The 19,468-nt window shown below is 52.2% G+C and carries 21 protein-coding genes; 6 read left to right on the top strand and 15 right to left on the bottom strand.

What is annotated here, in order from left to right:
- Positions 1–52: 52 nt before the first annotated feature.
- Genes GN208_RS09470 through GN208_RS09460 form a run of 3 tightly spaced genes read right to left on the bottom strand, consistent with a single transcriptional unit; the run spans position 53 to position 2,415 of the window.
- A complete protein-coding gene (locus tag GN208_RS09470; RefSeq protein ID WP_004234579.1) occupies positions 53–511 on the bottom strand; it encodes a RidA family protein in 459 nt (152 codons plus the stop codon).
- Positions 512–526: 15 nt separating this feature from the next.
- Positions 527–1,405 (bottom strand): U32 family peptidase, encoded by an 879-nt coding sequence (locus GN208_RS09465; RefSeq protein ID WP_004234580.1) that lies wholly within the window; start codon positions 1,403–1,405, stop codon positions 527–529.
- Between the two features lie 14 nt (positions 1,406–1,419).
- Entirely contained in the window at positions 1,420–2,415 is a 996-nt protein-coding gene (locus tag GN208_RS09460; RefSeq protein WP_004234583.1) for a peptidase U32 family protein, read from the bottom strand.
- Between the two features lie 263 nt (positions 2,416–2,678).
- Here GN208_RS09460 and GN208_RS09455 point away from each other — a divergent pair, with 263 nt between their 5' ends.
- Together GN208_RS09455 and GN208_RS09450 are read left to right on the top strand one after the other, a co-directional pair.
- Positions 2,679–3,200, top strand: coding sequence for an SCP2 domain-containing protein (locus GN208_RS09455; RefSeq protein WP_004241402.1), 522 nt, complete (start codon positions 2,679–2,681; stop codon positions 3,198–3,200).
- Positions 3,194–3,700: an N-acetyltransferase gene (locus tag GN208_RS09450; protein WP_004234585.1), complete on the top strand. Its 507-nt coding sequence runs from the start codon at positions 3,194–3,196 to the stop codon at positions 3,698–3,700. Before GN208_RS09455 ends, GN208_RS09450 begins: the two co-directional genes overlap by 7 nt.
- Here the strand turns inward: GN208_RS09450 and GN208_RS09445 are convergent.
- A complete protein-coding gene (locus GN208_RS09445; RefSeq protein WP_004241404.1) occupies positions 3,679–3,999 on the bottom strand; it encodes a GIY-YIG nuclease family protein in 321 nt (106 codons plus the stop codon). The two genes, GN208_RS09450 and GN208_RS09445, sit on opposite strands and share 22 nt — an antisense overlap.
- 274 nt (positions 4,000–4,273) lie before the next feature.
- Here GN208_RS09445 and GN208_RS09440 point away from each other — a divergent pair, with 274 nt between their 5' ends.
- Together GN208_RS09440 and GN208_RS09435 are read left to right on the top strand one after the other, a co-directional pair.
- Positions 4,274–4,525: a YdgH/BhsA/McbA-like domain containing protein gene (locus GN208_RS09440; RefSeq protein ID WP_004241405.1), complete on the top strand. Its 252-nt coding sequence runs from the start codon at positions 4,274–4,276 to the stop codon at positions 4,523–4,525.
- A gap of 103 nt (positions 4,526–4,628) precedes the next feature.
- The gene (locus GN208_RS09435) at positions 4,629–5,084 is read left to right on the top strand and encodes a YhbP family protein (RefSeq protein WP_004234591.1); all 456 of its coding nucleotides are present in this window, start codon (positions 4,629–4,631) and stop codon (positions 5,082–5,084) included.
- Here the strand turns inward: GN208_RS09435 and nrdG are convergent.
- From nrdG to GN208_RS09420, 3 genes are all read right to left on the bottom strand, one after another.
- Positions 5,065–5,532: an anaerobic ribonucleoside-triphosphate reductase-activating protein gene (gene nrdG, locus GN208_RS09430; RefSeq protein ID WP_004241407.1), complete on the bottom strand. Its 468-nt coding sequence runs from the start codon at positions 5,530–5,532 to the stop codon at positions 5,065–5,067. The two genes, GN208_RS09435 and nrdG, sit on opposite strands and share 20 nt — an antisense overlap.
- A 4-nt stretch (positions 5,533–5,536) precedes the next feature.
- Complete coding sequence (nrdD, locus tag GN208_RS09425) at positions 5,537–7,675, bottom strand: anaerobic ribonucleoside-triphosphate reductase (protein WP_024474278.1); 2,139 nt, start codon at positions 7,673–7,675, stop codon at positions 5,537–5,539.
- Positions 7,676–7,940: 265 nt separating this feature from the next.
- On the bottom strand, positions 7,941–9,140 hold the full coding sequence (locus GN208_RS09420; RefSeq protein ID WP_004241408.1) for an MFS transporter: 1,200 nt from the start codon (positions 9,138–9,140) through the stop codon (positions 7,941–7,943).
- Positions 9,141–9,318: 178 nt separating this feature from the next.
- On the opposite strand from GN208_RS09420, the gene GN208_RS09415 reads away from it, so the two are divergent.
- Positions 9,319–9,906, top strand: a complete 588-nt coding sequence (locus tag GN208_RS09415; protein ID WP_015422310.1) for a TetR/AcrR family transcriptional regulator — start codon at positions 9,319–9,321, stop codon at positions 9,904–9,906.
- Positions 9,907–9,960: 54 nt separating this feature from the next.
- Here the strand turns inward: GN208_RS09415 and ridA are convergent, their stop codons facing one another.
- The 4 genes from ridA to argF form a co-directional block, all read right to left on the bottom strand.
- Positions 9,961–10,347 (bottom strand): 2-iminobutanoate/2-iminopropanoate deaminase, encoded by a 387-nt coding sequence (gene ridA / locus GN208_RS09410; protein ID WP_004234600.1) that lies wholly within the window; start codon positions 10,345–10,347, stop codon positions 9,961–9,963.
- A 95-nt stretch (positions 10,348–10,442) separates the two neighbouring features.
- Positions 10,443–10,907 carry an aspartate carbamoyltransferase regulatory subunit gene (gene pyrI, locus GN208_RS09405; protein ID WP_004234606.1) on the bottom strand — a complete coding sequence of 155 codons (465 nt, stop codon included), beginning with the start codon at positions 10,905–10,907 and terminating at the stop codon, positions 10,443–10,445.
- Positions 10,908–10,917: 10 nt separating this feature from the next.
- A complete protein-coding gene (gene pyrB, locus GN208_RS09400; protein WP_004234607.1) occupies positions 10,918–11,853 on the bottom strand; it encodes an aspartate carbamoyltransferase in 936 nt (311 codons plus the stop codon).
- A 266-nt stretch (positions 11,854–12,119) separates the two neighbouring features.
- On the bottom strand, positions 12,120–13,133 hold the full coding sequence (gene argF, locus GN208_RS09395) for an ornithine carbamoyltransferase (protein WP_015422308.1): 1,014 nt from the start codon (positions 13,131–13,133) through the stop codon (positions 12,120–12,122).
- A gap of 140 nt (positions 13,134–13,273) precedes the next feature.
- On the opposite strand from argF, the gene rraB reads away from it, so the two are divergent.
- Positions 13,274–13,687, top strand: coding sequence for a ribonuclease E inhibitor RraB (gene rraB, locus GN208_RS09390; protein ID WP_004234609.1), 414 nt, complete (start codon positions 13,274–13,276; stop codon positions 13,685–13,687).
- A 61-nt stretch (positions 13,688–13,748) separates the two neighbouring features.
- Here rraB and GN208_RS09385 read toward each other — a convergent pair whose 3' ends face one another.
- The 4 genes from GN208_RS09385 to pepA all read right to left on the bottom strand — a co-directional run bounded on the left by GN208_RS09385 (position 13,749) and on the right by pepA (position 19,420).
- A complete protein-coding gene (locus GN208_RS09385; RefSeq protein WP_015422307.1) occupies positions 13,749–14,258 on the bottom strand; it encodes a GNAT family N-acetyltransferase in 510 nt (169 codons plus the stop codon).
- A 190-nt stretch (positions 14,259–14,448) separates the two neighbouring features.
- On the bottom strand, positions 14,449–17,304 hold the full coding sequence (locus tag GN208_RS09380; RefSeq protein ID WP_144079370.1) for a valine--tRNA ligase: 2,856 nt from the start codon (positions 17,302–17,304) through the stop codon (positions 14,449–14,451).
- Positions 17,305–17,362: 58 nt separating this feature from the next.
- A complete protein-coding gene (locus tag GN208_RS09375; RefSeq protein WP_004234612.1) occupies positions 17,363–17,812 on the bottom strand; it encodes a DNA polymerase III subunit chi in 450 nt (149 codons plus the stop codon).
- Positions 17,813–17,908: 96 nt separating this feature from the next.
- A complete protein-coding gene (gene pepA / locus GN208_RS09370; protein WP_004234614.1) occupies positions 17,909–19,420 on the bottom strand; it encodes a leucyl aminopeptidase in 1,512 nt (503 codons plus the stop codon).
- Positions 19,421–19,468: the final 48 nt, after the last annotated feature.

Genomic DNA, 19,468 nt, shown 5'->3' with positions numbered 1-19,468 from the left:
GGCATAACGCCGGTAAAAGCGGGCGCGCAGATATCGCGCCCGTTCTGTTTTGTTACTCAATACCCGCGATCAGCGATATTTCCATGCAGGCGCCGAACGGCAGTTGCGCCACAGTGAGTGCATTGCGGCTGTGATAGCCTTTCTCACCGAAAACATCATGAAAAACCTGTGAACAGGCATTCGCTACCACATGAGGGTCGGTAAAATCCGGTGTACCGTTAATCATGCAGTTCAGGTTGATGATCTTTTTAATCTTATTCAGATCACCAACCGCGCCCTGCAGTGTACCGAGCAGGTTAACAGCCAGCTGACGGGCAATTTTCTCACCCTGTACAATGGTCAGATCCGCCCCGAACTTACCGGTATTTAACTGCTCCCCGGTTTTGGATAAATGGCCGGAGAGGGTAATTGTGTTATCAAAAATCACATACGGCTGAAATTTTGCATCCGGTACAACGACCGGCGGCAGTTCAATATTCAGTGCTTTTAAACGGGCATAAACATCAGTCATGGTTATTTCCTTCCGTTATTCCACCAGTTCCAGGCCCGCCACTGTACGCCAGTAGCCGTTGCAGTTTTGTGCCTGTGCCAGATCGAGCGGCTGTGCGCCGGTTTCATTCTGACGGAAATGGTCGATGACCGCCAGATCGTCCGGTGCATCCGGGGAGATCCGCACGATATCCACCAGTCCATGCATGGAACGCAGATCATTGCCGAGGTTATAGCAGTAACCGCTCTGTGTCTGGATCCCGTTAAGGACAAATACCTGCTGATTTTCCTGCGAGAGTACTTTGCGCCCCCGCGGATAGTTGATGCAGCAGGTTTCGCAGTCATCTTTGGCGCGGTTTTCCGAACGGGCGGTGAAGCAGCGGGCGGAGTAGGCCAGCGGCAGATGGCCGTAGCTCATCACTTCCACTTCAAATTTGTCGCGGATCCCCAGCTCTTCACATTGCTTCAGCAGGTTCACCAGCCAGTCACGGGACAGCTCCACCGGCATGCACCAGCGTGTCATCCCCTGTTTTTGCAGAATTTTCAGCGCCGGGGCGTTATAACAGTTCAGGCCGTGTCCGGCGACAAACGGCAGCCCGCGCTCGTGCAGCATATTAATCACGCCGAAATCATGAGCTTCGATCATAAATTCGCCGTTATCCACCAGTTTGGCGATCTCTTTCAGCTCGGACGGGGCCTGTAACAGTGCCAGCGTGGAGATAACCACCTGCTTGCCGCTTCCGGCAACTGTTTTAGCGAGATTTATCCAGTCATCCGGTTTCATTTCCCGGCGTTTGCTGCACACGGTTTCGCCGAGATAGATAATATCCGCACTGCTTTGCATTGCCTGCTGATAAAACTGTTCCAGTGTTGCTTTCGGCCAGTAATAGAGGACTGAACCTAATGAAAATTGCATCGTTTTTCTCTCCGTTACTGCCATTTGCGGTGATAGGCACCGAGTGTGGTCTGGCGTCCTTCTGACATGCCGCCGAGGGTCTGCATCCACGCGGCATCCGGCGCATAGTTGTCCGGATCGGCTTTGCAGCGGTCGATGGCCTGACGCCATACTTTCGCCACATCAGTCACATAGGCCGGGCTGCGCTGGCGGCCTTCAATTTTCACTGAGGCGATATTCGCCGCCATCAGTTCCGGCAGCAGTTCCAGGGTATTAAGGCTGGTCGGCTCTTCCAGGGCATGGTAAGGCTTGCTGTCCACGCAGTAACGGCCTTTGCAGAGTGTCGGGTAACCGGCGTTCTCATCTGCGCCGTAGCGGTCAATCAGCACATCATTCAGGCGTGATTCCAGCCCCTGCGGGGTCTCCTGCCAGCGGACAAACCGTGCCGGAGAGCAGGCACCGACGGTATTCGGGGATTCCCCGGTCAGGTAGGAGGAGAGGTAGCAGCGGCCTTCCGCCATGATGCACAGGCTGCCGAAAGCAAAGACTTCCAGCGGCACCGGGCTGGTGCGTGCCAGCTGTTTTACCTGATGGATAGAGAGTACACGGGGCAGTACGATACGGTGCACATCAAAGTTGCGCTGATAGAAACGGATAGCTTCGGTATTGGTGGCGGATGCCTGCACAGAGACATGACGCTCAATGTGCGGATAACGCTCCGCAGCATATTCCAGCATGGCGATATCCGCGAGGATCAGGGCATCCGCCCCCAGTTGTGCGGCCATATCCACCGCCCGCTGCCAGCGGCTGAAACCATCCGGATGGGCAAAAGTGTTAATCGCAATATGCAGGTGACGCCGGTGGCTGTGAACATAATCCACCGCCTCGGCGAGTTTCTTTTCAGTAAAATTCAGACCGGCGAAGTGACGGGCATTAGTATCATCTTTCAGGCCGATATAAACCGCATCTGCGCCATTATCAATGGCGGCTTTCAGTGCGGGTAAATTACCGGCAGGACACAATAGTTCCATGGTGAGACTCTCAGACTGAATAATAAAAATGATCGGAAATTGTAAATGGCAGGCTAAAAAAGGTATTGACCTGAGGCAGGTTAGTGAACATTTACCGCAAAAAATCACCCGGTTTGCGGATATAAAAGCGGGATGTTCTCTGCGGCAGGAAGAAAATCGGGTATATAATAGAAACAATGACACGAAAAATTGACCGGAATCCTGAGTTATTTCTGCAGATTCTGGCACAATGGCGCAGTAATTCAGATTAAGGAGTCAGTACGGTGTTTGCCAAAATTCGTTCCTCGCTCGTACACAACGGGCCGGCGTTATTGCGGTTCCCGCTGAAATTAACGCCGTTTACCCTGCAAAAACAGGTTCTTCAGCAGGTTCTGGCGCGTCAGTTTGAAGAGGCGCTGACAGAAGGCGATCTCGATTTTCTGGAAAATAAATGGCTGAAGGTGGAAGTCCGTGACCTGGCGCTTCACTGGTATATCAGTAACCGTGACGGCCGTCTGGTGGTCAGTGCGGATGAACAGGAAGATGTCAGCTTCAGCGGTAATGCTAATGATCTGGTGCTGATCGCGGCCCGCAAAGAGGACCCGGATACCCTGTTTTTCCAGCGCCGTCTGCGTATTGAAGGGGACACCGAGCTGGGTCTGTATGTCAAAAACCTGATGGACTCGATTGACCTCGATGGTATGCCGCCGCTGCTGCGCAGTGCATTAATGCAGCTGGCTGAGTTTATTCAGGCCGGGCTGGCGGAAGACGGGGATAAATCGCAGGCAGTGGTGACCTCATGCTGATCCGCACAGAAATTCCGGTTGATGCCGCCGGTATCGATGCACTGCTGCGCAGCGCATTCGGGCGTGACAACGAAGCTGATCTTCTGCATGCACTGCGGGAAGACGGTCTGCTGACCCTGGGTGTGGTCGCCACCGATGATGAAGGGCAGGTGGTCGGTTACGCCGGTTTCACGCCCGTGGATGTGGAAGGCGAGGATTGTCAGTGGGTCGGACTGGCACCGCTTGCGGTGGCAGAGGCTTACCGTGGTCAGGGCATTGCGAAGCAGATGGTTTATGAGGGGCTGGACAGCCTCAATGAGTTTGGTTACGGCGCGGTTGTGGTGCTGGGGGATCCAGAAGTTTACGGTAAGTGGGGATTTAAACCGGCAGCAGAGTTTGATCTGCACTGCAAATGGCCGGATACCGCACCGTATTTCCTGATCTATCCGCTGGAAAATGATGCCGCAGACCGTTATCACGGGCTGGTTAATTTCTCACATCATTTTGACAGCTGTGAATAATCACCACCGTTAAGATATGTCGTCAAATCGGAAGGCTGGTCACTGACCAGCCTTTCTTTTTTCTGTTTTGTCAGTTGCTTGACCCGGTATTCTTCTTTTGATGCGATTGAGCGATCCGCCAGAGCGGCCTGATATACCACATGCAGCCCTGTTTTCCCCCGCAGATATTTCGCACCCTTTCCGGACTGATGTGTCGCAACGCGCAGTGCGACATCACGTGTGATCCCTGTGTAAAGATATCCGGATTCTGTCCTGATTATGTAAAGAAACCACGTATTTTTGTCTGATGCTATCGTCATTTTTGTTTAATCGTGCCTTTTTATGTTTGTATGAAAGGCGAATATTTTGTTGATTTTAGTCGGGTAATAGTCACGCAAGTAACTAATTAATCAGTAGTATTTCACATGATAGTTCTTCCCGGTGATTAATTAAAATTTTTATCATCAAAATAATTGAATAAGTATGGCAAAAATAGCTAATTTTCTTTCCGCCGGAAAGCGCATAGTATGACTCACATCACAAAGAGAGACAAAAATGTCTCATGATACTAACGATATTCTGAGGAATAAAATTATGAAAATTTCTGCAATCATCCCTGCTGTTTTAGCGTTGAGTGCTGTTTCATTTGGTTCTTTTGCTGCAACTGAAGTTCAGCACAGCACTCAGGCTCCGGTCGGTGTTGTCTCTGTCAGCGATGTTGATACCTTGGCTGATGTGACCGCTGCCTTATCCAAAAAAGCTGATGAAGCTGGTGCAACTTCTTTCCGTATCACCTCTGCCGGTGGTGAAAACCTGATGGGCGGTACAGCAGAACTCTATAAATAATCCCTGATATTTGTCATACAATACAGCCCGTCTGACGGGACTGTCTGAACCAGCACCGGATGATATACTCTGTCAGCCGGTGTGGTTTTATTGGGGGTACTGTATGGAATTACCGCACGATTCAATCCTGTCTTATCTGAAGAAAAATCATGTCTTTACGCTGTGCACTACCGCCGGTGATGATCTGTGGTGTGCTTCCTGCTTTTATGTCGCGGACACCGGCGCAATGATGCTTTATTTCCTCACTGAACCGCATACCCGGCACGGTACGCTGATGCAGCAGAATCCGCTGGTGGCGGGAACCATTTCCGCACAGACGGTGACTGTGGCAAAAATCTGCGGGATCCAGTTCAGAGGAGAGATTACGACATTGTCAGCGGAAGAGGAAAAGCAGGCGAGAGCCGTTTACTGCCGACGCTTTCCGGTAGCTATTGCTGCCAAAACCCCGTTGCGGGGGTTGCGGCTGGATGAGATAAAGATGGTGAATAATACGCTGGGGTTCGGAAAGAAACTGCACTGGTCGCGGTTCAGCGCGGGTGTCAGCGCAGATAGTGAATGACCTGGTTACTGCTGCCGCGCCAGATCAGCATCGGGTCATGCAGATCCTGTACAAATTTCCCGTCGACTAACACATTGATATGCTCAATGACTTCCCGCTGGGCATCATTCAGTTCATCCAGTTTATAACCTGTCCACATCCAGATATCTTTTTCCGGCGGGCACTCGCGGCGGATGCGCTGCACCAGTGCCAGAATCTCCGGCACATTGTGCGGATGCAGCGGATCACCACCGGACAGTGTGATCCCCTGACGTTTTACGCGGGTATCACAGAGGTCGGCGATAATCATATCTTCCAGTTCCCGGGTGTACGGCACACCGGAATCAGTGCGCCAGGTGCTCTGGTTATAGCAGCCGCGGCACTGATGCACACAACCGGAGACAAACAGGGTGCAGCGTGTACCCGGCCCGTTGACCACGTCAACGGGATAGTACTGATGATAATTCACTGCATTACCCCAGTTGGCCGTTATTCAGGTGTTTAACGCGGCGCTTCACTTCTTCCTGCTTACCGGCGTTAAACGGACGGGCATCCGGGCTGCCGAGGTAACCGCATACACGGCGGATAACAGAGACGCGGGAAGCATCGTGGTTGCCGCATTTCGGGCAGACAAAGCCTTTGCTGGTACAGTTAAATTCACCGGCAAACCCGCATTCATAACACTCATCAATCGGCGTGTTGGTTCCGTAGTACGGAACACGGTCGTAGCTGTAATCCCAGACATCTTCCAGTGCTTTCAGGTTGTGCTGGAGGTTCGGGTATTCGCCGTAGCAGATAAAACCGCCGTTCGCCAGTGGCGGATACGGTGCTTCGAAATCCAGTTTATCGTACGGATTGACCTTCTTCTCCACATCCAGGTGGAAGCTGTTGGTGTAGTAGCCTTTGTCAGTCACACCCGGGATAATGCCGAACTCGGCGGTATCCAGGCGGCAGAAACGGTCACACAGGTTTTCACTCGGGGTGCTGTAGAGGCTGAAACCGTAGCCGGTTTCGGTTTTCCATTCGTCGGTTGCACGACGCAGACGTTCCACGATGGCGACACCGAGGGCGCGGCGCTGTTCGTCGTCATACATGTGCGTTTCAGTGCCGGTCAGGGCATTGATAGTTTCATGGATGCCGATGTAACCCAGTGAAATCGAGGCGCGGCCGTTTTTAAAGATTTCGGTGACGGAGTCATCCGCTTTCAGACGCACGCCGCAGGCACCTTCCATATACAGGATCGGCGCGACACGGGCTTTGACATTTTCCAGCCGTGCGATACGGGTCATCAGGGCTTTTTTGGCAAGCACCAGACGCTCATCCAGCAGTGACCAGAAATCCGCTTCACTGCCCTGTGATTCAATGGCAATGCGTGGCAGGTTCAGACTGATAACCCCGAGGTTGTTACGCCCGTCGTGGATCATTTCACCGTTCTCTTCATAGACACCGAGGAAGCTGCGGCAGCCCATCGGGGTTTTAAAGGAGCCGGTCACTTTCACTACCTGGTCGTAGTTCAGGATATCCGGATACATCCGCTTGCTGGCGCACTCTAATGCGAGCTGTTTGATGTCATAGTTCGGATCGCCGTACTGGTGGTTCAGACCTTTTTTAATGGCGAAAACCAGTTTCGGGAATACCGCTGTTTTGTGATTTTTACCCAGACCGGCAATGCGGTTACGTAAAATTGCCTGCTGGATCATGCGGGATTCTTTTGAGGTGCCCAGCCCGAAGCCGAAGGTGACAAACGGTGTCTGCCCGTTGGCGGTGTGCAGTGTGTTGACTTCATATTCCAGTGACTGGAAGGCGTCGTAACACTCTTTTTCTGTACGGGCATTGGCGTAGCCTTCCGCATCCGGAATCTGCCATTCTTTTGCAGTTTTCAGATGTTTGTTATAGCTGGCCGTGACAAACGGGGCGAGAATTTCGTCGATACGGTTAATGGTGGTACCGCCGTAAATATGGCTGGCCACCTGGGCAATAATCTGTGCTGTTACCGCCGTCGCGGTAGAGATGGACTTAGGCTGTTCTATCTCAGCGTTACCCATTTTAAAGCCATGAGTCAGCATGCCTTTTAAATCGATCAGCATACAGTTAAACATCGGGAAGAACGGCGCGTAGTCCAGATCGTGATAGTGAATTTCGCCGCGTTCGTGCGAAATTACAACATCACGCGGTAAAATATGCTGTTTTGCGTAGTGTTTGGCAACGATACCCGCCAGCAGGTCACGCTGTGTCGGGATCACCTTGCTGTCTTTATTGGCATTCTCGTTGAGAATGGACATATCACTCTGTTCAACCAGCCCGCGGATCTCGTTATTCAGGCGGCCGCGCAGTTCACGCGCCACGTCACGATCATGACGGTATTCGATGTAGGTTCTGGCTAACTCTTTGTAATCACCGGACATTAACTGGTTTTCAACGGCGTCCTGTATCTCACCGATATCGACCTTTTTCCGGTCACCCAGCAGGGAGGCTACCCGGGAGGCAACCTGAGAGCAGTAGTCATCATCATTAACACGTGCGGCTTTGGCGGCTCTTTTAATGGCATCCCGGATGCGTGATTCATCAAAATTTACCTGACATCCATCACGCTTAATCACGATAGTGTGCACTTTGCTTCTCTCCGGCAGTTTGGTTATCCACAGGGCAAAACCTGTCATAATGCGGCTTCATGGCGTTGTGGATAACACTGTGAATAAATACTATATCTAGTGTGCTTTGTATTATATAGCACTAGATATAGATTTCCTCCGGAATAAGGCGATTGAAATTGATTTAAGTCAAAGAATTCTGGCGACATCAGGCAAACCGCACACTCCGGTTAAGTGTAAAAATGTGCGGTTTGATTGCTGAAAATTATATTAAAAGTTATTTCTGTCACTTATCAGCGCTGTTTTTATCGTCTTTGAAGACGAAAACATAACCGATGCAGGCGGTGAGCAGTACGCAGATCCCCGCAGCGATAGCCAGCAGGAACCCGGCATCGATGCCGTAAGTATCAATGATCATACCGACTCCGGCAGAGCCGAGTGCCACACCGACCGCCAGCCCGGTGATGAGCCAGGTAAAGCCTTCTGTCAGCATATTAGGTGGTGCTTCACGCTCGACAAAGCCGATAGCAAGGATCATGGTCGGCGAGAAGAAGAAACCGGCGACAAACATGGTCAGCCCCAGCCCGGTCAGGTTGGTGACCAGCAGCAGCGGCAGAGTGGTCAGCAGTGTGGCGGCGGCGGTAAAGACGAACTGTTTTGTGTAGCTGAACGGCAGCCGGATAGCACCGAAGATAAACCCGGCGATACAGGAACCGGCGGCATACACGGACAGAACGTAGCTGGCACCCTCCGGATATCCCTGTGCATTGGCGAAAGCGACAGCCAGCACATCCACTGTTCCGACAATCACCCCGAGCGCAAGCAGAACCACCATCAGCAGCTGAATCGCAGGCAGGCGCAGCACGGTGCCTTTTGCCAGCCCGTCGCGTTTATGCACCGGCGGTTCAGTCCGTTTCTGACAGACCACCAGCGCGGTACCGATTATCAGAAAAATAATTGCCGCCAGCGGACCGGCCTGCGGGAACAGGGCGATACAGAGCGTGACTGACAGCGGCGGCCCGATAATAAAGCTGATTTCATCCAGCACCGACTCAAAGGAGTAAGCGGTCTGTAAACGCGGGTCACCTTTATAGATATGTGTCCAGCGGGAGCGGATCATGGCAGGCATGCTCGGGATCGCCCCGACAAAAACAGCAGACAGCCAGATTGCCCAGTCAGGAGCATCATAAACCGTACATAACAGCAGGGCGGCAGTCGCGGGAACACTGATCACCAGCGTTTTCGGCAGGATCCGGCTCTGTCCGTAGCGATCCACCAGCCGGGCGATCAGCGGGGCGCAGAATGCCGCCGAAAAGGTATAAACAGCCGCAGTTACCCCGGCCATAAAGAAAGAATCACGCAATTGGGCAATCATAGTAATGATCCCAATCCCCATCATGGAGACGGTCATCCGCGCGATAAATCCCGCCCCTGAAAAGGCTTTGGTGCCGGGATGCTGAAAGATGACGCGATAAGAGCTGAACATAACAACCTCACAGATATCCGTTATATTACAGGCGGATATAATTTTTAACTGCCGGAGATAGCCGGCTGTAATGCAATTAACATACATTGCGTATGTGAATCTATTGACATACGCGATGTATGTCAATAAAAAAGTGCTATAATCCCCGGCTGAAAGAGCTGACCGCAGGAGTAATGAAATGAGCCACAAGCCACGTGCAGAGATGATAGAAGAAACGCGGACCAAGCTTATCCGTGCTGCACGCCAGCAGTTTGGTAAGGCCGGGTACGCCGCGACGGTGATGGATGATCTGACGGCTCAGGCGGGTCTCACCCGGGGGGCGCTGTATCATCACTTTGGTGATAAAAAAGGGCTGTTTCTGGCGGTGCTGCAGGACCTGGATCGGGAACTGGATGCGCGCCTGGATACCGCAGAAAAAGACGAAGCGGATGAGTGGTCAGCTTTCAAATCCCGTTGTCAGGGCTATCTGGCAATGAGTCTGGAGCCGGAAGTTCAGCGGATTATGTTCCGTGATGCGGCCTCGGTACTGGATTTTTCCATTCTCAAATCTCACGAACTGGCCTGTGTGCAGGGGATCACCCGGCGTCTGACACACCTGATGGAAACCGGACGGATAAAACAGGTGGCACCGGATGTGCTGGCACTGTTTATTAATGGCGGGCTGTATGAATGTGCGATGTGGATTGTGCACAGTGATGATCCGCAGGCCACTTATGAAAAGGTCAGAGTCTCTTTTGATCAGCTTCTGGAAAATTTACGGGTATAAAAAAAACCCCGCACCTTGCAGGGTTTTCATCATCGTTCTCAGAAAGCGCAGTGATTATTTACGGACTGCGATTGCTTCGATTTCTAATTTAACGTCTTTTGGCAGACGCGCAACTTCAACGCAAGAACGTGCAGGGTATACTGCTTTGTGCTCATCAAAGAAAGCAGCGTATTCTGCGTTCACAGTAGCAAAGTCGTTCAGATCTTTAACGAAAACAGTTGTTTTCACGATATCCGTAACTTTCAGACCAGCCTGTTCGATGATAGCTTTGATGTTGTTCAGTGACTGGCGTGCCTGAGCTTTAACATCGTCAGCAACTGCACCGGTTTTCGGATCAACAGGGATCTGACCTGAAGTCATTACCATGTTACCCAGGTCTACTGCCTGTACATACGGGCCGATTGCTGCTGGTGCGTTTTCTGTTGCGATTACTTTAGTCATTACGGACTCCTGTAGGATGATTATTGCTGTTAAGCTTTTAAAAACGCCATCATTATAATCGTCTGATTTTCCCTGACAACTGACCTGGATCTATCTTATTGGTTATTAATGATTGCGTGGTGATCAAATTCTTTCTCACAGTACTTACAGATTAACACAATTTCCTGTGCAATGGACTTAACAGTAAAGCTGCTTTCCACCGGCTCATTGTGACTGATGCAGTTGCCGTTCGGGCAGACAATCACCCCTTCAATGCGTTCCGGCAGGTTAATCGGCAGTTTTTTAACCACCTGATAATCTTCGATAATATTAATTGTGGCTTTAGGGGCATAAAAACCGAGCTGGTTGGCCTGCTCCGGTGTCAGGAAGGTATCTTCCAGTTTAATCAAATCCTTACGACCCATATTGTTGGACGGCAGATTCAGCCCGATAGTGATACGGCTGTCCGTCTCGGTCAGGCGGAAAAAGGAGAGCAGTTTAAATCCCACATTTGCCGGGATATGGTCGATAACGGTGCCGCATTTGATGGCTTCAACCAGTAATTTATGATCCTGAGTCATGATGTGCTCCTTAGGCCGGGAAAGTTTCGTTTAACACCAGAGATAACAGTGCCTGACGGGCAAAGATCCCGTTACCGGCCTGCTGGAAGTAGTACGCGTAAGGCGTTTTATCCACATCCGGGGTTATCTCATCGATGCGCGGCAGCGGGTGCAGCACTTTCAGGTTCGTCTTCACATTGGCCAGATCAGCCGCACGCAGCACAAACTGGGCTTTGACATTGGCGTATTCCGACGGGTCAAGGCGCTCTTTCTGCACGCGGGTCATATACAGCACATCCAACTGCGGAAGTACCTCATCAATAGAATGATGTTCGCTGTACGCCACGCCGTTTTCATCCAGCATATGCAGGATGTGATTCGGCATTGCCAGTGCCTGCGGGGCAATAAAATGCAGGTGGTTGCCGCTGAATTTTGACAGTGCCTGTGACAGCGAATGTACAGTGCGGCCGTATTTCAGGTCACCGACCATGGCGATATGCAGGTTCTCCAGGCGGCCCTGGGTTTCCTGAATGGTAAACAGGTCAAGCAGGGTCTGTGTCGGATGCTGGTTCGCACCGTCACCGGCGTTGATCACCGGTACCTTACCGGAAAACTCAGACACCAGCCGCGCGGCCCCTTCCTGCGGGTGGCGCATCACGATGGCATCCGCGTACTGACTGATTACGCTCATAGTGTCCGCCAGGGTTTCGCCTTTTTTGCCCAGCGAGGTGTTACTGCTGTCTGAAAAGCCGACAACAGACGCGCCCAGGCGCTGAATGGCGGTTTCAAAAGAGAGCCGCGTGCGGGTTGAGGCCTCGAAGAAGCAACTGGCGATCACCTTTTGCTTCAGTAATTCAGGCTGAGGGCGTTGTTTCAGCGCCGCGGCAGTGTTTAATACCAGTTCCAGCTCATCACGACTGAGATCGTTAATCGAGATGATATCGCGCAGGTATAACGGATTTGCCATTGGGGTCTCCTCATGTTTCGGCCAGGCAAAAAAAAACCCCTCAAATGAGGGGTTCTGAAATAAATACGGGGGTATGGCAGACATTGCCGCGCTGCGGCTGTCCGTGATATGTCACATTGTCCGGCACCGGCTTTACGGTGCTGATAATCACAATGACCATTGTTTCCTCCCGACAAAATTGCGGAGCATTATACGCAACCTGCAACCGGGCGCAAGCGTTTGGCATCACTTTTTTGAGTGAAATTTATGCAACGCTGCGGGCAGATTCAAAATTGTATGTTTTTTGAAAGAGATGCAACCATCACCGCTTTGATGGAATGCAGCCGGTTTTCTGCCTGATCAAACACCACACTGTGTTTTGATTCAAACACATCATTGGTGACCTCAATACCACTGGTAAAACCGTACTCTTCCGCGAGGGATTGCCCCATGGTGGTTTCCGTATCGTGGAACGCCGGCAGGCAGTGCATAAAGATCACATCCGGATTGCCCGTTTTATCCACCACATCCTGATTTACCTGATACGGCGTCAGCAGTTTGATCCGCTCAGCCCAGACTTCTTTCGCCTCGCCCATGGAAACCCACACATCGGTGTACAGCACATCCGCATCTTTCACGCCCTCTGCCACATCGGCGGTCAGGGTGATTTTACCGCCGGTAAGTTCAGCGGCTTTACGGCACTGCGCGATAAGGGTTTCTGACGGCTGACACCCGGCCGGCGCCACCAGGCGGACATCCATCCCGGTTACGGCAGCCATTTCAGCAATGGTATTGCCCATGTTATTACGGGCATCGCCTAAATATGCAAATTTCACTTCGGACAGCGGTTTTTTCACATGTTCCCGAATGGTCAGTAAATCCGCAATCAGCTGTGTCGGATGAAACTCATCAGTCAGCCCGTTCCAGACCGGAACACCGGAATATTGCGCCAGCGCTTCGGCGGATTTCTGGGAATAGCCGCGAAACTGTATGCCGTCATACATCCGGCCCAGTACCCTGGCGGTATCTTTGATCGACTCTTTATGGCCTATCTGGCTGCCGGATGAGCCCAGGTATGTCACCTGTGCGCCCTGATCGTAAGCACCCACTTCAAAGGCACAGCGGGTCCGGGTGGAGTCTTTTTCAAAAATCAGCGCAATATTTTTGCCTTTTATCAGCGGCTTTTCCGAGCCGGTTTTTTTGGCATGTTTCAGATAAGCAGAAAGATTGAGCAGTTCTTCGATGTCGGCAGGTTTATAGTCAAGCAACCGCAAAAATGACTGTTGATAAAATGGGTTCATATCCGTATCTCCGATGAATTTATATTCAACATAAATCAATAAAAATTCAATTGCAACACCGGCGGGAAATTCTTTTTTATTATGGGTGGCTCAATTGGCGCGGCTGTGGGAGAATGCGCGGGTATCACTTATCAGAGGACATGGCCATGTCAGAATTAGATGCGTTTTTAGAAGAACAGCGCGAAGAAACCCGTGCGATTATTGCAGAACTGCTGGAAGACGGCAGCGATCCTGATGCGCAATACACCATTGAACACCATTTTTCGAGTGAGAATTACGACAAGCTGGAAAAAGCGGCAGTTGAAGCTTTCAAACTGGGTTATGAAGTGACAGATGCCGAGGAGCTGGAAGTGGAAGGCGGCCAGGTGGTGTTATGTTGCGATATCATCAGTGAATGCGGGCTGACGGCGGAACATATCGATGCTCAGGTAGAGCAGCTGGCGCGTCTGGCAGAAAAAATGGATGTGGATTACGACGGCTGGGGCACCTATTTCGAAGACCCGGATGCCGAAGATGAAGATGATGACGATGCTGATGAGGCGCCGTTACACTAATCATCTGCCATGACTGAAAAACCTGCCGCGGCAGGTTTTTTTGTGTCTGTATGTCAGGGGATCAGGCAGTAAAGACTTTCAGCATCCGGACTTCACAGTCGCTGTGGCCGGTGTCACCCATCGGGGCATCAAGGAAGATAAACCCGAGTTTTTCATACAGCTTAATGGCGGCCTGCAGGTCAGCGGTGGTTTCCAGGTAGCACTGGCTGTAACCTTCCGCTTCGGCAAATTCCAATGCCTGGAGGGCGATTTTTTTCGCCAGACCTTTGCCGCGCAGGCGGGAGGAGATATACATTTTCTGTAATTCAGCGGTTTTCCCGTCACCACCGGCAAGGCCGGAAACGCCGCCACCGCCGAGGATTTCCCCATCCATCTCAATGACCCAGTATGCGGCACGCGGCTGGCTGTAAACCTCATATAATGAATCAAGAATCGGGTCAGCGACCGCAAAGCCTTTGTCTGCGGTCAGGCCGTGTTCGGCAGAGACCTCACGGATAACCTGTGCGATGCCGGGGTTATCTTCCGGACGGATCAGACGGAGGGTGTGGTTTTCTGTTGTGCTGCTTGTCATGGATATCATTATCTCATTATTTTTATTGTGAAAAGTAAAGCCGGGGGAATAAACCTGAGGGGCGATTACTGTGGATATCGTATGAAACGATAAATAAGATAATAAATAATTATCACGCAAAGTAAATACGCAGAATGGGGGATAAAAAAAACCAGCCCGGAGGCTGGTTTTACTACTCATTCCGTCAGGATCACAGTGCTGCGATCGTGGCTTTCTGAGCAATCAGTTTTTCTTTCGCTTCACGGTTTGCCGCAAGACGCTCGCGCTCTTTGGCTACAACAGCTTCCGGCGCACGGCTGACAAAGCCGTCATTCGCCAGTTTGCCTTCGATAGCCGCGATCTCTTTCTCCGTTTTTTCCAGCTCTTTATCCAGACGCGCCAGTTCGTCGTCTTTATTGATAAGATCAGCCATCGGGATCAGGATTTCTGCGCCTTCCACCAGCTTGGTCACGCAAACCGGTGCAGTTTCGCCTTCAGCCATCACACGGACGGATTCCAGACGCGCCATCGCTTTCAGGAAGTTGCTGTTTTCCGCAACACGGCGCTGTGCATCAGCACTTGCCCCGCGCAGCATCACTTCCAGCGGCTTGCTTGGTGCGATATTCATTTCAGCACGAATATTACGTACCGCAACGATTGTCTCTTTGATCCACTCCAGGTCACGCAGTGCCTGCTCGTCGTTCAGAGAGGCATCATATTCCGGGAACGGCTGCAGCATGATGGTATCGCCTTCCGCGCCGGTGACGACTTTCACGCGCTGCCAGATAGTTTCCGTGATAAACGGAATAATCGGGTGTGCGAGACGCAGCAGGGATTCCAGTACGGTGATCAGGGTATGACGCGCTGCACGTTTCTGTGCATCGGTACCTTTATGAACGGCCGGTTTGGACAGCTCAAGATACCAGTCACAGAACTGGTTCCAGGTGAATTCATACAGAATATTAGACGCAATATCAAAGCGGTAGGTATCCAGCGCTTCGCGGTATGCTTTCACGGTATTGTTGTATTCCGCGAGTATCCAGCGGTCGGCCAGAGAGAATTCCATCTCACCGCCGTTCTGACCGCAGTCTTTCTCTTCGGTATTCATCAGCACGAAACGGCTGGCGTTCCACAGCTTGTTACAGAAGTTGCGGTAACCGGACAGACGTTTCATATCCCAGTTGATGTCACGGCCGGTAGAGGCCAGCGCCGCCAGGGTAAAGCGCAGGGCATCGGTACCGTGGGCTTCAATCCCTTCCGGGAACTGTTTTTCAGTCCGTTTGGCGATTTTTTCCGCCATCTGCGGCTGCATCATGTTACCGGTGCGTTTTTCCAGCAGTTCAGGCAGAGAGATACCGTCGATCATATCCAGCGGGTCAATGACGTTCCCTTTGGATTTCGACATCTTCTGACCTTCCTCATCACGGATCAGACCCGTCATGTAGATGGTTTTGAACGGGATCTGCGATTTACCGTTTTCATCTTTGATGAAATGCATGGTCATCATGATCATGCGGGCGATCCAGAAGAAAATGATGTCGAAGCCGCTGACCAGCACGCTGGTCGGGTGGAATGTTTTCAGTTCCGGGGTGTTTTCCGGCCAGCCCAGGGTGGAGAATGTCCACAGACCGGAGGAGAACCAGGTATCCAGCACGTCTTCGTCCTGGCGCAGTTCAACCATCGCCGGGATATTGTTTTCACGGCGGACTTCGTCTTCGTCGCGGCCGACATACACGTTGCCCTGATTGTCATACCAGGCCGGGATACGGTGACCCCACCACAGCTGACGGGAGATACACCAGTCCTGAATATCACGCATCCAGGAGAAGTACATGTTTTCGTACTGCTTCGGTACGAACTGAATATCGCCGTCTTCCACCGCTTTGATGGCTTCTTTTGCCAGCGGGGCAGTGCGCACATACCACTGGTCGGTCAGCATCGGTTCGATAACCACGCCGCCGCGATCGCCGTAAGGTACGGTCAGGTCGTGCGGTTTGATCTCTTCCAGCAGGCCGAGCTCTTCGAACTCTTTGACGATCGCTTTACGGGCAGCGAAACGCTCCATGCCACGGTATGCGGCCGGGATTTCACTGCTGCAGGCGTCAGTCACTTCGCCGTTGGTATCAAACACTTCGGCTTCGGTACGGATGTTGCCGTCGAAGTCCATGATGTTAATCATGGTCAGCTGGTGGCGTTTACCGACTTCATAGTCATTGAAGTCATGTGCCGGGGTGATTTTCACACAACCGGTGCCTTTTTCCATATCAGCGTGTTCATCACCGAGGATCGGAATGCGGCGGTTGACGATCGGCAGAATGATTTCTTTGCCGATCAGATCTTTGTAACGCGGATCTTCCGGGTTAACGGCCACGCCGGTATCACCGAGCATGGTTTCCGGACGCGTGGTGGCGACCACCAGGTAATCTTTACCGTCTGCGGTTTTCGCGCCGTCCGCCAGCGGATAACGGATATGCCACATGAAACCTTTGACATCACGGTTTTCCACTTCCAGGTCAGAAATTGCGGTGTGCAGTTTCGGATCCCAGTTCACCAGACGTTTACCACGGTAAATCAGGTTATCTTTATACAGGCGGACAAACGCCTCTTTTACCGCAGCTGACAGGCCGTCGTCCATGGTGAAGCGCTCGCGCTCCCAGTCCACGGAGTTACCCAGACGGCGCATCTGGTTGGAGATATTACCGCCGGATTCCGCTTTCCATTCCCAGATTTTATCGATAAAGCCTTCGCGGCCGTAATCGTGGCGGGTTTTGCCTTCTTCTGCGGCGATTTTGCGCTCAACAACCATCTGTGTCGCGATACCGGCGTGGTCAGTCCCTGACTGCCACAGGGTGTTTTTGCCCTGCATGCGCTGGTAGCGGATCATGGTATCCATAATGGTCTGCTGGAAAGCATGGCCCATATGCAGGTTACCGGTGACGTTCGGCGGCGGGATCACGATACAGAAGCTTTCTTTGTCTGTTCTGCCGTTCGGTTTGAAATAGCCGCTTTTTTCCCAGTGGGTATAAAGAGGACCTTCGATTTCCGTTGGATTATAGGTTTTATCCAGGGACGGCTCGCAGGCCTGTTGGTTGTCGGTTGTCTTTTCCATTTTTAATCTTTGTTTATCAGTAAGCTGGCGGCGTGGCCATGGTCATCGTAAAGCCGACGCTGCGATAGATTTTATATCGCTCGCGCGCCAACTGTTTTAAGTGTTCATCGATAGGCACAAAGTCTATCACTTCACGGAAGGTTGTCGCAAAATCTGTGAACTGCGGCAGCAGGGCTATCAGCAAATCACGCGGGGAATTTCCGCGTTTCTGCGGCCAGCACAGTTCAACCGGTGCGCCGTAACGCGGGCCTTCTCCGGCCAGATTATGCGGAACAAAGGCATCGGGCTCCCGCGCCCAGAGGGCTTCGTCCAGTTTCTCCGCCTGCTGTTGTGACTCACAGGCGATAAGCACCCGTTTCCCGCTGCGCCAGGCTTCACCCGCCAGATGACAGGTCAGCCACTCGTGGGCCTCAAGGTCATCAAAAGGGGATGGCTGTTCCATCAGGTAGAAGGTGGCGTTTTTCATAATATCTCTGATAGCAGAAAAGGGGATTGCTCAGGATAGCACAATCCCCCGTTACCTTTATGCTTTTTCCGGGCCGCAAAGGCCCGGCAATTCCGGTCAGTCGTCGGTGCTGATACCCGCACGATTTAACAGGAATTGTGACAGCAGTGCAACCGGACGACCTGTCGCACCTTTGTTTTTTCCGGAGCGCCATGCGGTTCCGGCGATATCCAGATGCGCCCAGTTATAGCGGGTGGCAAAACGGGACAGGAAGCAGCCCGCTGTGATAGCGCCGCCGAGACGGCCGCCGGTGTTTGCCAGATCCGCAAAATTGGACTCGATCTGCTCGTAGAACTCTTCTGCCAGCGGCAGACGCCATGCACGGTCACCCGCCTGTTCAGAGGCATTCAGTAACTCGTGCGCCAGCGGATTGTGGTTTGCCATCAGGCCGCTGAAGTGGTTACCGAGTGCGACCATGCAGGCACCGGTCAGTGTGGCGATATCAATCACCGTTTCCGGATCAAAACGCTCGGCGTAGGTCAGTGTGTCACACAGTACCAGGCGGCCTTCCGCATCGGTATTGAGCACCTCAACTGTCTGGCCGGACATGGTGGTGAGGATATCCCCCGGACGATAGGCATTGCCGCCCGGCATGTTTTCACAGCCTGCGAGAATCCCGATCACATTGAGCGGTAAACCCAGCTCCGCCACCACGCGCATCACGCCGTAGACGGTTGCCGCGCCGCACATGTCGTATTTCATCTCATCCATGCTGTCAGCCGGTTTGATGGAAATACCGCCGGAGTCAAAGGTCAGGCCTTTGCCGACTAACACGATCGGACGTGCTTCCGGATCCGGATTACCTTTATATTCAATCACCGACATCAGGGATTCATTACGTGATCCCTGGCCGACGGCCAGATACGCCAGCATGCCCAGCTCTTTCATCTGCTCTTCGCCGATGACACGGGTACTGAGCACCGGAGAGTTGCTGTCTGCCAGCTGACGCGCCTGAGATGCCAGATAAGCGGCATTACAGATATTCGGCGGCATATTGGCCAGATCTTTCGCGGCTTTGATACCGGCGGCAATCGCCAGACCGTGGCTGATCGCTTTTTCGCCGGTCGGCAGTTCGCGGCGGGTCGGTACATTGAAGACCAGCTTGCGCAGCGGACGGCGTAATTCGGTTTTGTTACTCTTCAGCTGATCAAAGACATAGAGAGATTCTTTGGCTGTTTCAACCGCCTGCCGGACTTTCCAGTAGTTATTGCGGCCTTTGACATGTAACTCGGTCAGAAAACAGACGGCTTCCATTGACCCGGTTTCATTCAGGGTATTGATGGTCGTCCGGATAATCTGTTTGTACTGGCGTTCATCCAGTTCACGTTCTTTCCCGCAGCCGATTAACAGGATACGCTCGGACAGGACATTCGGGACATGGTGCAGAAGCAGAGACTGCCCGACCTTGCCCTCCAGCTCGCCGCGGCGCAGCAGAGCACTGATGTAGCCGTCGCTGATTTTATCGAGCTGCTCCACCACAGGAGACAGACGACGCGGTTCGAAAACCCCGACCACAATACAAGCACTGCGCTGCTTTTCCGGGCTGCCGCTTTTTACACTAAACTCCATGCGCTCTCCTGAATCTTAAAGACAAAGACAACTGCTGCCGCTAAAATG

The sequence above is a fragment of the Morganella sp. HSTU-ASny43 genome (assembly GCF_022819185.1).
GTDB classification, from domain to species: Bacteria; Pseudomonadota; Gammaproteobacteria; order Enterobacterales; family Enterobacteriaceae; genus Morganella; species Morganella morganii.
The sequence above is the reverse complement of the archived record's forward strand: the minus strand, read 5'-3'. Positions and strand labels throughout refer to the sequence as shown.

Excerpts from the sequence above, each read along its gene's own strand:
- GN208_RS09470 (WP_004234579.1), bottom strand. The coding sequence starts at position 511 with ATGACTGATGTTTATGCCCGTTTAAAAGCACTGAATATTGAACTGCCG.
- GN208_RS09465 (WP_004234580.1), bottom strand. The coding sequence starts at position 1,405 with ATGCAATTTTCATTAGGTTCAGTCCTCTATTACTGGCCGAAAGCAACA.
- GN208_RS09460 (WP_004234583.1), bottom strand. The coding sequence starts at position 2,415 with ATGGAACTATTGTGTCCTGCCGGTAATTTACCCGCACTGAAAGCCGCC.
- GN208_RS09450 (WP_004234585.1), top strand. The coding sequence starts at position 3,194 with ATGCTGATCCGCACAGAAATTCCGGTTGATGCCGCCGGTATCGATGCA.
- GN208_RS09445 (WP_004241404.1), bottom strand. The coding sequence starts at position 3,999 with ATGACGATAGCATCAGACAAAAATACGTGGTTTCTTTACATAATCAGG.
- GN208_RS09440 (WP_004241405.1), top strand. The coding sequence starts at position 4,274 with ATGAAAATTTCTGCAATCATCCCTGCTGTTTTAGCGTTGAGTGCTGTT.
- GN208_RS09435 (WP_004234591.1), top strand. The coding sequence starts at position 4,629 with ATGGAATTACCGCACGATTCAATCCTGTCTTATCTGAAGAAAAATCAT.
- GN208_RS09420 (WP_004241408.1), bottom strand. The coding sequence starts at position 9,140 with ATGTTCAGCTCTTATCGCGTCATCTTTCAGCATCCCGGCACCAAAGCC.
- GN208_RS09415 (WP_015422310.1), top strand. The coding sequence starts at position 9,319 with ATGAGCCACAAGCCACGTGCAGAGATGATAGAAGAAACGCGGACCAAG.
- ridA (WP_004234600.1), bottom strand. The coding sequence starts at position 10,347 with ATGACTAAAGTAATCGCAACAGAAAACGCACCAGCAGCAATCGGCCCG.
- pyrI (WP_004234606.1), bottom strand. The coding sequence starts at position 10,907 with ATGACTCAGGATCATAAATTACTGGTTGAAGCCATCAAATGCGGCACC.
- pyrB (WP_004234607.1), bottom strand. The coding sequence starts at position 11,853 with ATGGCAAATCCGTTATACCTGCGCGATATCATCTCGATTAACGATCTC.
- argF (WP_015422308.1), bottom strand. The coding sequence starts at position 13,133 with ATGAACCCATTTTATCAACAGTCATTTTTGCGGTTGCTTGACTATAAA.
- rraB (WP_004234609.1), top strand. The coding sequence starts at position 13,274 with ATGGCCATGTCAGAATTAGATGCGTTTTTAGAAGAACAGCGCGAAGAA.
- GN208_RS09385 (WP_015422307.1), bottom strand. The coding sequence starts at position 14,258 with ATGACAAGCAGCACAACAGAAAACCACACCCTCCGTCTGATCCGTCCG.
- GN208_RS09375 (WP_004234612.1), bottom strand. The coding sequence starts at position 17,812 with ATGAAAAACGCCACCTTCTACCTGATGGAACAGCCATCCCCTTTTGAT.
- pepA (WP_004234614.1), bottom strand. The coding sequence starts at position 19,420 with ATGGAGTTTAGTGTAAAAAGCGGCAGCCCGGAAAAGCAGCGCAGTGCT.